Annotated in this window: 12 protein-coding genes; 10 read left to right on the top strand and 2 right to left on the bottom strand. The window is 40.0% G+C overall.

The annotated features are described in order from the left end of the window. Nucleotides 1-6 precede the first annotated feature (6 nt). Nucleotides 7-978 (top strand): methionyl-tRNA formyltransferase, encoded by a 972-nt coding sequence (gene fmt / locus NW213_RS12330; protein WP_204392761.1) that lies wholly within the window; start codon nucleotides 7-9, stop codon nucleotides 976-978. On the opposite strand, the gene NW213_RS12325 is transcribed toward fmt, so the two are convergent. After that, complete coding sequence (locus tag NW213_RS12325; protein WP_204392759.1) at nucleotides 892-1674, bottom strand: NigD-like C-terminal domain-containing protein; 783 nt, start codon at nucleotides 1672-1674, stop codon at nucleotides 892-894. The genes fmt and NW213_RS12325 overlap by 87 nt on opposite strands. Nucleotides 1675-1829: 155 nt before the next feature. Between NW213_RS12325 and NW213_RS12320 the strand changes: the two genes are divergently transcribed. The 7 genes from NW213_RS12320 to glmM all read left to right on the top strand — a co-directional run bounded on the left by NW213_RS12320 (nucleotide 1830) and on the right by glmM (nucleotide 9771). Then, nucleotides 1830-2375 (top strand): RNA polymerase sigma factor, encoded by a 546-nt coding sequence (locus tag NW213_RS12320; protein WP_204392757.1) that lies wholly within the window; start codon nucleotides 1830-1832, stop codon nucleotides 2373-2375. Further along, nucleotides 2372-3688 (top strand): outer membrane beta-barrel protein, encoded by a 1317-nt coding sequence (locus NW213_RS12315; RefSeq protein WP_235339453.1) that lies wholly within the window; start codon nucleotides 2372-2374, stop codon nucleotides 3686-3688. The genes NW213_RS12320 and NW213_RS12315 overlap by 4 nt, the downstream gene beginning before the upstream one ends. Before the next feature lie 193 nt (nucleotides 3689-3881). Further along, nucleotides 3882-4535, top strand: a complete 654-nt coding sequence (gene rpe / locus NW213_RS12310; protein ID WP_258322953.1) for a ribulose-phosphate 3-epimerase — start codon at nucleotides 3882-3884, stop codon at nucleotides 4533-4535. 63 nt (nucleotides 4536-4598) lie between these two features. Further along, nucleotides 4599-6530, top strand: coding sequence for a ComEC/Rec2 family competence protein (locus NW213_RS12305; protein ID WP_258322952.1), 1932 nt, complete (start codon nucleotides 4599-4601; stop codon nucleotides 6528-6530). A 49-nt stretch (nucleotides 6531-6579) separates the two neighbouring features. Beyond that, nucleotides 6580-7617, top strand: a complete 1038-nt coding sequence (locus tag NW213_RS12300; RefSeq protein WP_154044629.1) for a bifunctional oligoribonuclease/PAP phosphatase NrnA — start codon at nucleotides 6580-6582, stop codon at nucleotides 7615-7617. A 100-nt stretch (nucleotides 7618-7717) separates the two neighbouring features. After that, on the top strand, nucleotides 7718-8374 hold the full coding sequence (locus NW213_RS12295; protein ID WP_258322951.1) for a DUF4827 domain-containing protein: 657 nt from the start codon (nucleotides 7718-7720) through the stop codon (nucleotides 8372-8374). Between the two features lie 8 nt (nucleotides 8375-8382). Next, the gene (gene glmM / locus NW213_RS12290; RefSeq protein ID WP_154044627.1) at nucleotides 8383-9771 is read left to right on the top strand and encodes a phosphoglucosamine mutase; all 1389 of its coding nucleotides are present in this window, start codon (nucleotides 8383-8385) and stop codon (nucleotides 9769-9771) included. 63 nt (nucleotides 9772-9834) lie between these two features. Here glmM and hemW read toward each other — a convergent pair whose 3' ends face one another. Then, the gene (gene hemW, locus NW213_RS12285) at nucleotides 9835-10965 is read right to left on the bottom strand and encodes a radical SAM family heme chaperone HemW (protein ID WP_258322950.1); all 1131 of its coding nucleotides are present in this window, start codon (nucleotides 10963-10965) and stop codon (nucleotides 9835-9837) included. A 463-nt stretch (nucleotides 10966-11428) separates the two neighbouring features. Between hemW and NW213_RS12280 the strand changes: the two genes are divergently transcribed. Then, the gene (locus NW213_RS12280; protein ID WP_204390763.1) at nucleotides 11429-13588 is read left to right on the top strand and encodes a translation factor GTPase family protein; all 2160 of its coding nucleotides are present in this window, start codon (nucleotides 11429-11431) and stop codon (nucleotides 13586-13588) included. Nucleotides 13589-13853: 265 nt separating this feature from the next. Continuing rightward, the gene (locus NW213_RS12275; protein ID WP_154044624.1) at nucleotides 13854-15410 is read left to right on the top strand and encodes a sensor histidine kinase KdpD; all 1557 of its coding nucleotides are present in this window, start codon (nucleotides 13854-13856) and stop codon (nucleotides 15408-15410) included. Nucleotide 15411: the final 1 nt, after the last annotated feature.

The raw sequence follows: 15411 nt of genomic DNA, 5'->3' as shown, positions 1-15411 counted from the left end.
ATGATTATGGAAAAGAAAGATTTGCGTATAGTATATATGGGTACTCCAGAGTTTGCGGTTGAAAGCTTGCGCAGACTTGTGGTAGGTGGATATAACGTTGTGGCTGTGATTACTATGCCTGACAAACCAATGGGACGTCATGGCAGTGTCCTTCAGCCTAGTCCGGTAAAGCAGTATGCGGTGTCGCAGGGATTGAAGGTGTTGCAGCCTGAGAAGCTTAAAGATGAGGCTTTCGTAGAGGAACTTCGTTCGTTGAAGGCCGATTTGCAGATTGTCGTTGCTTTCAGGATGTTGCCTGAAGTGGTATGGAACATGCCTCCTATGGGGACATTCAATCTGCATGCGTCATTGCTTCCTCAGTACAGAGGAGCTGCTCCTATAAACTGGGCTGTGATAAACGGTGATACAGAAACCGGTATAACAACATTCTTCCTGAAACATGAGATAGACACCGGCGAGATTATAGACCAGGTAAGAGTACCTATCGCCGATACAGACAATGTGGAAGTAGTCTATGACAAGCTGATGATGCTTGGAGGTGACTTGGTTCTGAAAACTGTTGATGCAATACTTGAAGGAAACGTGAAGACCACTCCTCAGGAAGAACTGGTAAAAGTTGAGGAATTGCGTCCGGCTCCTAAGATTTTCAAGGAAACATGCCGTATAGACTGGAATGCCGGAGTAAAGAAAGTGTATGACTTCGTTAGAGGATTGTCGCCATATCCTGCAGCATGGACGGAACTTCATCAGGGCGATTCAGCTCCGGTCATGCTGAAGATATTTGAGACAGAAAAGATTTTCTGCAATCATGAATATAAACCAGGAAGCATAGTAACAGACAATAAAACTTATCTGCATGTCGCTTCTACAGATGGATATGTCAATGTGTTGTCATTGCAGTTGGCCGGCAAAAAGCGAATGCCTGTAGCCGATTTCCTGCGTGGATTTCATGCTTCTGACAGCACTGTCCTGATTTGATTCCTGTTTCTTTACTGTAATTTCCGATTTAGTGTTGTCTGAACTCATGTAAGATATTCTGAATCCTTTAAAATCAGTGTCATTGTATTCAGGAATACTTGATAATGTGTATGAAACAACTCCCCAGTAGAGTTTGTTTCCATAGTCGGAGTTTTTGTTATGTCTTAACTCCACATATACCAATCCTTCATCGTCTATCTTTGTTTCTTCTGTAAGAAGCAGACTGATACGGTGAGGGATTGTTTCGTTATTGCCATTGATATTAAACTCAATATTCAAGTGCTCTTTGCTTATATAGGCACTTGTAATGTTTATTATATCTTCTCCGAAGTTTTCTATAGGCTCGCTATCCTGATTTCTTGTGTCGTTTGCCTTTTTGGTCAGGACCTTATAAAAATCGTATATAGTAACTTCTTTTCCTGAATCTTCTTTATTCTTTTCTTCAGCGTTAGGAAAGCTTAAACTGACAAGAACCCTTTGTCCTATGCTGTCAGCATCATACATCTTTATAATATCAGGGTTTTGCGGTAAGAGTTTTCCATAAGAGTCGGATTCTATTGACGGGGTCTCTATATCTGTGATAGTTCCCATTGTGGAATGCAGTTCCGGGTATTTCTCGTTGTCAAGGCATGATGACATATAAATACCAAAAGCGCAAAGTCCGATAATACTGATTATTTTATGTTTAAGTTTCATATTATGTGTGATTTACGATTCTTTGTCTTGAAAATGTGTCATAGTGTTGATTACTGCATATATTCATGTTAAAAAAAAAGAATAAAAAAAATTGTGTTACATAAAGCAGTAATTTTGCTATCACTACATTATATAATTAGAACAAAAAATCAAATATGACCGAAGAAGAATTAGCTTTAAAATGTGTGGATGCGGACCCGTATGCCAGAAAACGGCTTTATGAGGTTTATGGTGGTCAGCTATTGGCTATATGTCTTCGGTATATTGGCGACCGTGATACAGCCCAGGACGTTTTTCATGATGGCATGATTAGGATATATCAGTCTATAGGCCAGTTTAAATTCTTAGGCGACGGTTCGTTAAAGGCTTGGCTTTCCAGGGTGATGGTGAATGAGGCGCTTGGCTATCTGAGAAAAAAAAATGTTCAGATGCAACAGGAAACCTTGGTGGAGCAATTGCCCGATACGCAGCTTGACGATGACGGTGATGTGAACAATATTCCGAACAAGGAATTAATGAGGATGATAAAGGAATTGCCGGACGGCTATAGAACGGTTTTCAATCTGTTCGTATTCGAAGAGAAAAGCCACAAGGAGATAGCTGCCATGCTTGGTATATCAGAACATACTTCGTCGTCGCAGTTTTATAGAGCAAAGACATTGTTAATGAAAAAAATTAATGAATACAGGAAGAGCTTATGAATGAAATGAAAGACAAATGGATAAATGATATTCGTAGCCGGATGGACAACTATTCGGAGCCTCTCCCTGTTGGCTTATGGGAGAAGATAGAATCTGAAATATCGACTCCGGCTCCAAAGGTTATACCGATGTGGAGAAAATGGACGTCTGTTGCCGCGGCTGCCGCTTTGGTATTGGCGATATCAAGTGTCTCGGTATGGTATTGGAGTACCGATTCCGAATTGAAAGAGGTAAATTCGGCGTTGACGGATAATAATGAAATACGTCAGGAATATAAATCCGATAATGTCATCCAGGAGGTTCAGACTGTGGAGAGTAGTGACAAACAGCTACAAGCTGAGGCTGTAAATTATTCATCGAAAACCATTGTAAACTTGGCTTCAGGTAATAATGCCGATAGTCTGAACGTTGCCCGCATTGCTCTATCTGAAAATATACAGACTGTTGACACTGAAAGCACGGATTCTGAACTTAAAAAAGAAGTAGATGCAGAGGATGAAGCTTCGATAAAGGAGAACAGAATGAAAAGAATGAGGGAAGACCGTGAAACAGTGAGACGCAATGCTTCTTATCTGGCTATGTCGGATAGCAAACGCAGTAAAGGTAGCGGCGTTCAGCTTGGCGTGATGACAGGCAATATACCTTATTCTTCAAGTAACAGCTTCAGTGGTATGTCGCGTCTGGCTATACCTACAAAGTCTGTATCGCAGGTAAACGATGTTGTGGTAGGTGAGGTTTCTGATGCAACGGCTTCATACAGTCAGATGTTGTTCAATAACATGGGAAGACAGACATATACGGATATAAAACATCATATGCCGGTCACTGTAGGAGCATCAGTCAAATGGAATCTGAATGAGCATTGGGCGTTGGAGTCCGGACTTAATTATACTTACCTTTATTCTGAATTGCGCTCCGGGGCAAAATCATATATCGAGGACAAGCAAAAGCTTCATTATGTGGGTATCCCTTTGAAGGTGCAGCGCTCTGTATGGAGTAACAGCATTTTTTCTTTTTATGCTTCGGCAGGCGGTATGATGGAGAAGTGTGTTTCAGGTTCGGTAGAGACAGTTTGCGTGGATGATAATAACAGGAAAAGTTTCGGAAATGAGAAGCTGGATGTGAAACCGTTGCAATTCTCTGTTCTCGCATCGGTAGGTTTGCAGGCAAACTTCAATAAATTGTTGAGCCTGTATCTTGAACCGGGTATGATATATTATTTTGACGATAATACGGACATTATAACTATCCGCAAGGACAAGCCTTTCAACTTTAATCTTCAGTTGGGACTAAGGTTTAATCTGAACAAATAATAACTCTATATATCTTATTTGAACAACAAGTGAAAAGTAGTGAACAAGTACTGGAGACACAGCCTTCATGTCTTGTTCACTTATTTTTTGTGGTCTTGTGATGTCGCTAAACAATATTAGCCATGCATTGTGCTTTTTATTTCGGAAAAGAATTCATATCTTTGTTCTTATACTAATATATAATAGTTCTGAAATGAATAAAGTTTTGATTTCTCCATCTTTGCTGTCGGCCGATTTCGGTTGTCTGAAAGATGATTTGGACAAGATAAACCGCAGTGAGGCGGACTGGTTGCATATTGATATAATGGACGGAGTATTCGTTCCAAATATATCATTCGGCTTCCCTGTCCTGGAATACGTGTCTAGACTTTGCAACAAACCTCTTGACGTTCATCTTATGATTGTACAGCCCGAAAAGTTCATAAAAGAAGTAAAGGCCTTGGGTTCAATGATGATGAATGTACATTATGAAACTTGTCCGCACCTTCATCGTGTGATACAGATGATAAAAGACAATGGCATGAAAGCCGGTGTCACACTTAATCCTGCTACTCCGGTGTCTGCACTGAGAGATATTATTGCCGATCTTGACATGGTTCTTCTTATGAGTGTAAATCCGGGTTTCGGAGGACAGAAATTTATTCCAAACACTTTGAATAAAGTCCGTCAGTTAAGAGAATTGATAAAAGAAACAGACTCAAAAGCACTGATAGAGGTGGATGGCGGTGTAAATCTGGAGACAGGTAAACAGCTGGTCGATGCCGGTGCTGATGTGCTTGTGGCAGGAAATGCCATTTTCAAGGCTCCGGACATGATAGACATGATTCATAAAATGAAAAACCTATAATTGCTCAGATTGGAGAGAAATTCCTATTTGGTTAACTATCCCTTATTCCGGTTGGCAGTTTTTATGGCAGCCGGAATTTTTTTCTTCGACAGGTTTCTGCCGGATGTGTCTTTACGTTTTTTACTTTTCGTACTTTTGGCAGTCTTTTTGCCATTGTTCTTTTACGCGGTGATTAAATTCAGGACTATTCGTCTGAATTATTCTTTCGGAGTTATAGTTTCCGCATGCTTTTTTCTTATAGGTGGAATACTTATTGTTCAGAAAAGGAGAAATATAGAATATAAGTGGAGCGACAAGGAACAGTGTTATTATGGCGTGGTAGAGACCACTCCTGAAGTTCGTGGCAAAACCTTATGTTCGGAAGTAAGGGTTAACCTTGCAATTCCTTCAACTGCCGACAGTATATACGGAAAGTCAATTAACCGGAATATTCTTTTATATTATATTCCGGATTCAGCGTCATATATTCCCCAGTGCGGTGACGGTATTGTTTTTTATTCAGCCATATCCAAACCGCTTTCCGATATCGAATTTATGGGATTTGATTATGCAAGGTATCTTTTCACCAAAGGAATATCCGGAACAGCATTGGCTTTTTCCGGCAATTGGAAAGCCGTCAGAGTAGAACATCCGCAATCAATAAGGCACATAGCGTTGAGATGTAGGGATATCATCGCCGGGAAGTTTGAAAGTTGGGACATGGGCGATAATGAACTGGCTGTAGTTTCAGCTTTGACAATTGGCGACAAGGGTGAACTTACTCCGGAATTAAAAGCGGTGTATAGTGCGGCTGGAACGAGTCATGTACTGGCATTGTCAGGATTACACGTCGGAATATTGTCGGGTATTCTTTATCTTTTATTGTGGCCTCTCAAAAAATTGAGAGGAGGAAGAGTTGTTCAGTCACTTGCTGTGGCGACGGTTCTATGGATATTTGCATTTATCACCGGTCTTAGTCCCTCAGTAGTAAGGGCAGTTACTATGTGTACGCTTTATCTGGTGGCATCGGTTCTGGTGGAAAACGGTTTTTGCGGATTCTTTTCGTTGTCGTTGACAGCATTCGTAATGCTGGTATATAACCCAATGTATCTTTTCGATATAAGTTTTCAGCTGTCGTTTGTAGCAGTGCTTTCCATTATTCTTTTCTATCCGCTCATTTTCGGATGGATAAAGAGTTCAAACAGGTTGATACGCTATTTATGGGGCGCAATGTCTGTTTCTATGGCTGCACAGTTGGGGACATTGCCTCTTATATTATATTATTTCGGTACTTTCCCTACATATTTCCTAATAGCCAATATTGTGGTGGGGCCATTGGCGGTTTGTATCCTTTCGCTTACTATGGCTTCTTTATTATTCTCGTATATACCTATGGTAGGGAATGTTTGTGTCTGGCTGTTGGATGGAGTGACCGGGATACTGAACGCTTCGATGCAGTTTGTTCATGGAATGCAAGGCTCACAGATTACTTCCGTCAGTTTCAATGAACTTCAGGTCCTTCTGTTTTCAGTTCTTTTGTTGATACTATATGTCTTTCTGAAGAAGCGTCGTCCTGGAGATTTATTGAAGATGCTTTCCATTCTTTGCATTATTGCCATTATTGAAGTCTATAAGATACGGACGGATGATGCTCCGTCATTGTTTTTTGCACGTTCCGGCCTATATATAAGAAATGGTAAAAATCTTGATACCGTTACGTCCGGAAACGGGCTTCATGAGATAAATGGAATTAGAGTAGGTGTGATGGATTCCGGTCGCTGGAAAAACATACGGCTTGCCGGTACATCGCAACTTGCTGCACTTGATTATGTATATATATGTAAGGGATTTGAGGGAAACATTACAGGGTTGTCCGGTCTGTTTAAGATAAAAAATGTGATAATAGATAGTTCGATAAGTGAAAGATACAGGAGGTTTTTGAAACAGGAATGCGAGAGGCTTAATATAAGATGTATTGAAAAATCCGCTCAAGCTTCCTTTAGAATACTTCTGTAAATAGAAAAAAAAGAGTACATTTGCCAACAATTTAACACAAACAATAAATATGCTTTCAAAGATAATCTTACAAGCGAACATTGACAAGGTAGAAACCTATTTCGAAAAGGCTGACAAAATAGTTATAGTAACACATGTTTCGCCTGATGGCGATGCTCTGGGCTCATCGTTGGGGCTTTACCATTTCTTGCTCGGAATGGAAAAGAATGTGCATGTGATAGTTCCGAATGCTTTCCCTGAGTTCCTTCAATGGATGCCGGGAGCAAAGGATATAATCAGATATGACAAGTATGCCGAGTTTGCCGACAAGCTGATAGCCGAGGCTGACGTGATATGCTGTCTGGACTTCAATGCTTTGTCGAGAATAGATGCAGTGGCAAAACCTGTGGCGGAATCGCAGGCGCGTAAGGTTATGATAGACCATCATCTAAATCCGGAACCATTCTGTAAGATTACAATTTCTCATCCTAAAATATCTTCAACATCAGAATTGATATTCCGTCTGATATGCCGTCTGGGATGTTTTGACGATATAACATACGAAGCTGCACAGTGTATTTATACCGGAATGATGACAGATACAGGAGGGTTTACATATAACTCTAACGACCGTGAGATATATTTCATCATCAGCGAGCTCCTTTCTAAAGGAATTGACAAGGATGATATCTATCGCAAGGTATTCAATACATATTCCGAAGGCCGTCTCCGTCTGATGGGTTATGTACTTTACGATAAGATGGAAGTATTCCATCAGTTCCGTTCGGCTCTGATATGGCTTACTAAAGACGAGCAGAAGAAATTCCAGTATGTAAAGGGTGACACAGAGGGATTTGTAAATATACCTCTTCAGATGAAAGGTATATGTTTCTCTGTCTTCTTGCGTGAAGATACAGAAAAGAATATGATAAAAGTGTCATTGCGTTCGGTTGGTAATTTCCCTTGCAACAAGGTCGCAGAGGAATTCTTCAATGGAGGAGGGCATCTTAATGCTTCAGGTGGTGAATTTTACGGAACAATGGACGAAGCTATAGGATTGTTCAAGCAGGCACTTGTGAAATATGAAGATCTGCTGCTTAAGAATTGATTCCTAGCATATTTTTCTACAAAATTAACTATTACATCGACTAATTTAGTATGAGGATATAAATAGTTTTATTAATTTTGTCCTGTAAATTTTTAAAATAATGAAGAAACTATTCTATTTATCGGTATTGGTATATGTATTGTCTTTCGGACTTCAGAGCTGTAACAATGGAAAGACATATGCAGAACAGAAAGAAGAAGAGGCTGATGCCATCAACAAATTTATTTTGGAGAACGATATAAAGGTTATCTCTGAAAAAGAATTCATAGAGAATGATACGGTGACTAAGGAGAATGAGTACGTTTTGTTCGACAAAAGTGGTGTGTATATGAATATTCAATATCGTGGTGACGGGGAAATTCTCAAAGAAGGAAGATATACAATATCATCTCGATTTATGGAAGTCTGTATTATGGATGTTGCTGATTTTAGTATCAGTGCCGGTGATACATTGTTGTATAATACAAAGTCTCCGTATTCTGAAAATTTCCTTGTAACTGTGGGATCATCAGGTTCTTATTCAGCATCTTTTACCGATGTTGCGCAAAGTGAAATGTATCTTCGTTATGAAACGTCTGCTGTTCCGTCAGGTTGGCTTGTTCCTCTTGCTTACTTGAAGCTGAGATCATACATATCAGCTCCACCTTCAGAAAAAATCGCACGTGTAAAATTAATTGTCCCGCATAGTGAAGGTACGTATTATGCACAAAGATATGTCTATCCATGTTATTATGAAATAACTTATGACCTAAATTAATATAATCTATGACATTAATCAAATCAATTTCCGGAATCCGTGGCACTATAGGTGGCCAGGCCGGTGAAGGACTTAATCCGTTGGATATTGTGAAGTTTACTTCAGCATATGCTACGCTGATTCGTAAGACAACAACTGTGAAAAGCAATAAAATCGTTGTTGGACGCGACGCACGTATTTCCGGCGAAATGGTGAAGAATGTAGTTTGCGGTACTCTTATGGGTATGGGATTCGATGTTGTAAACATCGGTCTTGCTTCTACTCCTACAACAGAACTTGCCGTTACTATGGAAGGTGCTTGCGGTGGTATCATCCTTACTGCAAGTCATAATCCAAGACAGTGGAACGCTCTGAAACTTCTGAACGAACACGGAGAATTCCTTAATGCTGCCGAAGGTAATGAAGTGTTGCGTATTGCAGCTGCCGAAGAATTTACATTTGCCGACATAGACAACCTTGGTAAATATACAGAAAACAATACATACAACCAGCGCCATATTGACAGCGTATTGGCTTTGAAACTTGTTGACGTTGAGGCTATCCGTAAGGCTAACTTCCGTGTGGCTATTGACTGTGTTAACTCTGTGGGTGGTATCATCCTTCCTCAGTTGCTCGAACAGTTGGGCGTTCAGCATGTAGAAAAACTATACTGCGAGCCAACAGGTGATTTCCAGCACAACCCAGAACCTCTTGAAAAGAACTTGAGCGACATCATGGGACTTATGAAGAAGGGTGGAAATGATGTAGCTTTCGTTGTTGACCCTGACGTTGACCGTTTGGCTATCATCAGCGAAGACGGTTCAATGTATGGCGAAGAATATACATTGGTGACTGTTGCCGACTATGTATTGAAGCACACTCCAGGAAATACTGTTTCAAACCTCAGCTCAACTCGTGCTTTGCGCGATGTTACTCGCAAATATGGTATGGAATACAATGCCTCTGCAGTAGGTGAAGTGAACGTAGTAACAAAGATGAAGGCTACAAATGCCGTAATCGGTGGTGAAGGTAACGGTGGAGTTATCTATCCTGAATCACACTACGGACGCGACGCTCTTGTAGGTATAGCATTGTTCTTGAGCCACCTTGCTCACGAAGGCAAGAAGGTGACAGAACTCCGCGCCACATATCCTGAATACTTCATAGCAAAGAACCGTATCGATCTCACTCCTGAAACAGATGTTGATGCTATCCTGCTGAAAGTTAAGGAAATGTACAAGAATGAGGAAATCAACGACATCGACGGTGTCAAGATTGACTTTGCAGATAAATGGGTACACTTGCGCAAGAGTAATACAGAACCTATCATCCGTGTTTATTCTGAAGCTTCTACTATGGAGGCTGCCGATGAACTTGGCAAGCAGATTATGGATATAGTATATAGCCTGGCTAAGTAATAATTGTTACTGTTCATATATATGAAAATGCTCCCTTGATGGATAAATCGGGGGAGCATTTTTTTATTCCACCCAAAGCATGTCACTCATTATTCCGTCTGATATGAAAATCCCGCTTTGAGTCAGTTTCAGAGTATTGTCCTTTATTTCAAGTGTTCCCTGACTGATGTGAGGGCGAGCCATCTTCAGGCAATAGTCGTAAAGAGCGTTCCCGTATTCGGCTTTAAGCTTATCCAGTGGCATTCCCCATGCGGTACGGATTGATGTGATTACGAAATCGTTGTAGCGGGTATATAAGTTCAGTTCTTCTATTTCTGATATATCTGAACCTTTGTTTATGCCTTCTATATACTTATCCAGTGATGAAATGTTCCATTGCCGTGAGTATCCGTCGTATGAATGGGCTGACGGGCCGCATCCAAGGTATTTTATCCCTGTCCAGTAACTTGAATTATGTCGTGAGTGCATTCCGGGACGGCAGAAATTTGAAATCTCATAATGCACATATCCGTTTTCTTTCAGACGTGTGATGAGTGTTTCAAACAGTGAATTGCTCAAATCCTCGTCGGCTTCCCTCACTTTGTTTTCTTCTCTCAGTTTGTATAGCGCGGTTCCTTCCTCGTATATCAGATGATATGCCGAAATATGTTCCGGTTTCAGCGAGATGGCTGTGTCAAGATCTTTGTTCCACGTATCCATACTTTCGCCTGGAAGTCCGTACATAAGGTCGATGCTTATATTGCGGAATCCTGCATTCCTGCATCTGCCAAAAGTCTCTATGGCCTGCTGTGCGTTGTGGCGTCTTTTCAGAAGAGACAGGATATCATCGTTGAATGTCTGTATTCCCATGCTCAGACGGTTGAAAGGAAGGGTAGAGAGCATTCCCACATATTCGTCTGTCAGGTCGTCAGGATTTGCTTCTATTGTGATTTCGGCATTCTGGTTTACGCTGTAATTGTCATATATGGTTCTGAATATATTTGTGAAATCATCCTTTTCCAGTTGCGATGGCGTTCCGCCGCCAAGGTAAATAGTGTCTATGGTTTCACCGCCCAGATAGTCTTTTCTTCCGGCTATTTCCTTGCACAGAGCCTTGATATATTCGTTTTTCTTTTCGGAAGCCGTAGTAGAGAAGAAGTCGCAGTATATGCATCTTCTTTTGCAGAACGGTATGTGTATGTAAATTCCTGCCATTTATATCCTGTTATTGTTAAGAATTTATGCAAAGGTACGAAATTTCTGAATTATAGTATTGCCTGTATGAAAAGAGTATTCTGTGCATTTTTTCTTGTAAATAATAGGATAAAATCTATAAATACAAGTTTGGTTTTTATAAACCACAGTGTGGTTTGTACAAATATCAGTGTGATTTATATAAATATCAGTTATATTTATAGAATATATTTCGAAGGAAATATTTTTTCTTGGACATTACTTTGATTTTAATAATAACAGTATTCTTTTTTATTACATCCTGAAAATATACTCTAATCGTATGATTTAAAGGAATATATTACGTTATGTGTCAGAAAACATAGTTTAGTAACACGAATGTAACAGTTGGATTTCTGAACATAAATTTCTATTTTGCGCCAACTTAAAAATGAGATATGAAAAGCATATCCTTTATTCTATTAATTTTTTAATCTAGAATACCATGAAAGTATATCAGACTAACGAAATCAAAAACATTGCACTTCTTGGCAATGATGGCTCAGGTAAAACCACCCTCACTGAAGCATTGCTCTTTGAGAGTGGTATTATAAAACGTCGCGGCAGAATTACTGCCAAGAACACTGTCAGCGACTATTTCCCGGTAGAGCAGGAGTATGGTTACTCTGTATTCTCTACCGTTTATCATGTAGAGTGGAATGGTAAAAAACTTAATATCATAGACTGTCCGGGTAGTGATGACTTCGTGGGAGCTGCTATAACCGCACTTAATGTAACAGATACAGCCGTATTGCTTCTTAACGGTCAGTACGGACCTGAAGTAGGTACTCAGAATCACTTCCGTTACACTGAGAAGTTGGGTAAACCGGTTATCTTCCTTGTTAACCAGCTTGACTCACCTAACTGCGATTTCGATAAAGTGCTTGAACAGTTGACTGAAAATTATGGTTCTAAAGTTGTTCCGGTTCAGTATCCTCTCAGTACGGGTCCGGACTTCAATTCGTTGATTGATGTACTTTTAATGAAAAAATATTCGTGGGGACCAGAAGGTGGTGCTCCTACTATCGAACCTGTTCCGGCTGAAGAAATGGAAAAGGCTATGGAATGGCACAAGAGACTTGTTGAGGCTGCTGCCGAACACGATGAGACTCTTATGGAAAAATTCTTTGAATCAGAATCGCTTACAGAAGACGAAATGCGTGAGGGTATCCGCAAGGGATTGGCTGCAAGGGGTATGTTCCCTGTGTTTTGCGTATGTGCAGGAAAAGATATGGGTGTACGCCGTCTGATGGAATTCCTCGGTAACGTGGTACCTTTCGTTGACGAAATGCCTGTGGTTCACAATACACGTGGTGTTCCTGTTCCTCCTGTGGCTGATGCTCCAACTTCACTTTATTTCTTCAAGACTGCTGTTGAACCTCATATCGGTGATGTGCAGTATTTCAAGGTGATGAGTGGTGTTGTTCACGAAGGTGACGACCTGAATAATGCTGACCGTGGATCGAAGGAACGTATGGCACAGCTTTATGTGTGCGCAGGTGCAAACCGTGAAAAGGTGGAAGAATTGAGAGCCGGTGATATAGGCTGTACTGTGAAGCTGAAAGACGTTAAGACTGGCAATACACTGAACAGCAAGGATTGTGAAAACAGATTCAATTTCATCAAGTATCCAAATCCTAAATATACTAGAGCCATCAAGCCGGAAAATGAGGCAGATACTGAAAAGATGATGGCTATCCTGAACCGTATGCGAGAGGAAGATCCTACATGGGTTGTTGAGCAGTCAAAGGAATTGAAACAGATTCTTGTTCATGGTCAGGGTGAGTTCCATTTGCGTACACTGAAATGGCGTCTTGAAAATAATGAGAAACTTGCAGTGCAGTTCATGGAACCTAAGATTCCTTACAGAGAAACTATTACTAAGGCTGCACGTGCTGACTACAGACATAAGAAACAGTCGGGTGGTGCCGGACAGTTTGGTGAAGTTCATCTTATCGTGGAACCATATTACGAAGGTATGCCTACTCCTGAAGTCTATAAATTCAATGGTCAGGAATTCAAGATCAATGTGAAGAGTACTGAAACTGTTGATTTGGAATGGGGCGGTAAGCTGGTATTCATCAACAGTGTTGTAGGTGGAGCTATAGATACAAGATTTATGCCTGCTATCCTTAAAGGTATCATGAGCCGTATGGAACAGGGACCTCTGACAGGTTCGTATGCACGCGACGTACGTGTTATCGTATATGACGGAAAGATGCATCCGGTTGACTCAAATGAAATTTCGTTCATGCTTGCCGGACGTAATGCCTTCAGCGAAGCATTCAAGAACGCTGGTCCTAAGATTCTTGAACCTATATATGATGTGGAAGTTTTCGTTCCGAGCGACAAGCTTGGTGATGTAATGAGTGATATGCAGGGACGCCGCGGTATGATTATGGGTATGAGCAGTGAAAAGGGATACGAAAAGCTTGCAGCAAAAGTTCCTTTGAAGGAAATGTCTAACTATTCTACTGCTTTAAGCTCATTGACAGGTGGACGTGCTTCATTCATTATGAAGTTTGCAAGTTACGAACTTGTTCCAACTGATGTCCAGAATAAGCTTATGAAGGAATTTGAAGAGCAGGAAAAGAACGAAGATTGATAGTTAATTAATATTTTAATACATAAAAAAGCCGTATTTCTTAAAAATACGGCTTTTTTTTATTCACTTTTCATGAACTTTTCGCCACTTTTAGTTGTTATATATTTAAAGTTATATTAATTTTGTAAAGTAAGTGCGGAGAGAATGACTTTTACTTGTGATTTTATTAATTAAGAATAGGTGATATTGTTAAATACGAAAAAATCCCGTGTAAAACATGTTAATTGATGATGATTATATTAATTAGCTTGTTAAATTTGTCACCATGAAAAAGTCAACAATATGGATATTAGGAGTCATTATGGCTCTGTCTTTTCTTAGTTTGCTATATTTGCAGGTAAGTTACATAGAAGAGATGGTTAAGATGCGTCGTGGACAATTCGAAGAGAATGTAAACCGCAGTCTTGTTCAGTCCGTGCGTAATCTTGAACTGGTGGAAACCAAGAAGTATCTTGAGGCAGATGTCGCTGCTACTGAAAGGGCGGCTCGTCTGGCTGAGCAGTTTAATCTGAATAAGGGAAAAGGAAGCGATGACATACTCCAGCAGCATCATCAATATACTATAACATCGCCTGATGGAAGTATGTATTCCACTTTCGAATTCAAGACTATTACCAACAGACCGTCAAGTGTCCCTAAAGTGATAATTTCTACAGGAAAGAATATCCCGCAGACATCAAGGACATTGCAGGAGATAATAAAGGAAAGGTATGTATATCAGAGGGCATTGCTTGATGAAGTGATATACAATATTCTATATACGGCAAGCGACAAGCCTCTGAAGGAGAGGATAAATTTCAAGCAGTTGGATCATTTCATCAAATCTGAGTTGCTTAACAACGGATTGGATTTGCCATATCATTTCACTGTTACAGACAGAGACGGAAAGGAGATATACCGTTGTTCGGACTATGCATATGATGGAGAGAAGATTTATTCTAGACTGTTGTTTGAAAATGACCCTCCGGCAAAAATGGGATATGTGAATATATTCTTCCCTACGATGGATGATTATATTTTCAGTTCCGTGAAGTTTATGATTCCTTCCATAATCTTTACCATTGTACTTCTGATAACATTTATTTTTACTATATATATAATATTCCGTCAGAAGAAGCTTACAGAGATAAAGAATGATTTCATAAACAACATGACTCATGAATTCAAGACACCTATCTCTACCATATCACTGGCAGCCCAGATGCTTAATGATCCGGCTGTAGGAAAATCGCCTGTGATGTTCAAGCATATATCAGGGGTGATAAATGATGAAACGAAACGTCTTCGTTTCCAGGTGGAAAAAGTATTGCAGATGTCAATGTTCGAACGCCAGAAAGCCACTCTGAAGAAAAAGAAGATTGATGCCAATGAACTGGTGAACGGAGTGATAAATACTTTCAGGCTGAAGGTGGAAAGTTGTCATGGAACATTGGATGCAGAGCTTGAAGCTACAGACCCGTTTATCTTCGTTGATGAAATGCATTTCACAAATGTGATATTCAATCTGCTTGATAATGCAGTCAAGTATAAACGTGCGGATGTGGATATAAGTCTGAAAGTCAGAACCTGGAATGAGGCTAACAAGCTTCATATATCAGTAGAAGACAACGGAATAGGTATAAAGAAAGAAAATTTGAAAAAGATATTTGATAAGTTCTACCGAGTCCATACCGGAAATTTGCACGATGTGAAAGGCTTCGGTCTTGGATTGGCCTATGTTAAGAAGATAATTACAGATCACAACGGAAGCATTCGTGCTGAAAGTGAACTGAATGTCGGAACTAAATTTATAATTGTATTACCTTTATTTAAAGAAGAATAAT

This window comes from Bacteroides sp. ET336 (assembly GCF_024733815.1).
GTDB lineage: Bacteria > Bacteroidota > Bacteroidia > Bacteroidales > Bacteroidaceae > Phocaeicola > Phocaeicola cellulolyticus.
Note: the sequence above shows the minus strand (reverse complement) of the source record. Positions and strands in the feature narration are given on the sequence as shown.

Coding starts and splice junctions, on each gene's coding strand:
- NW213_RS12275 (WP_154044624.1), top strand. CDS start 13,854: ATGAAAAAGTCAACAATATGGATATTAGGAGTCATTATGGCTCTGTCT.
- rpe (WP_258322953.1), top strand. CDS start 3,882: ATGAATAAAGTTTTGATTTCTCCATCTTTGCTGTCGGCCGATTTCGGT.
- hemW (WP_258322950.1), bottom strand. CDS start 10,965: ATGGCAGGAATTTACATACACATACCGTTCTGCAAAAGAAGATGCATA.
- NW213_RS12320 (WP_204392757.1), top strand. CDS start 1,830: ATGACCGAAGAAGAATTAGCTTTAAAATGTGTGGATGCGGACCCGTAT.
- NW213_RS12280 (WP_204390763.1), top strand. CDS start 11,429: ATGAAAGTATATCAGACTAACGAAATCAAAAACATTGCACTTCTTGGC.
- NW213_RS12300 (WP_154044629.1), top strand. CDS start 6,580: ATGCTTTCAAAGATAATCTTACAAGCGAACATTGACAAGGTAGAAACC.
- fmt (WP_204392761.1), top strand. CDS start 7: ATGGAAAAGAAAGATTTGCGTATAGTATATATGGGTACTCCAGAGTTT.
- NW213_RS12295 (WP_258322951.1), top strand. CDS start 7,718: ATGAAGAAACTATTCTATTTATCGGTATTGGTATATGTATTGTCTTTC.
- NW213_RS12305 (WP_258322952.1), top strand. CDS start 4,599: ATGGCAGCCGGAATTTTTTTCTTCGACAGGTTTCTGCCGGATGTGTCT.
- NW213_RS12315 (WP_235339453.1), top strand. CDS start 2,372: ATGAATGAAATGAAAGACAAATGGATAAATGATATTCGTAGCCGGATG.
- glmM (WP_154044627.1), top strand. CDS start 8,383: ATGACATTAATCAAATCAATTTCCGGAATCCGTGGCACTATAGGTGGC.
- NW213_RS12325 (WP_204392759.1), bottom strand. CDS start 1,674: ATGAAACTTAAACATAAAATAATCAGTATTATCGGACTTTGCGCTTTT.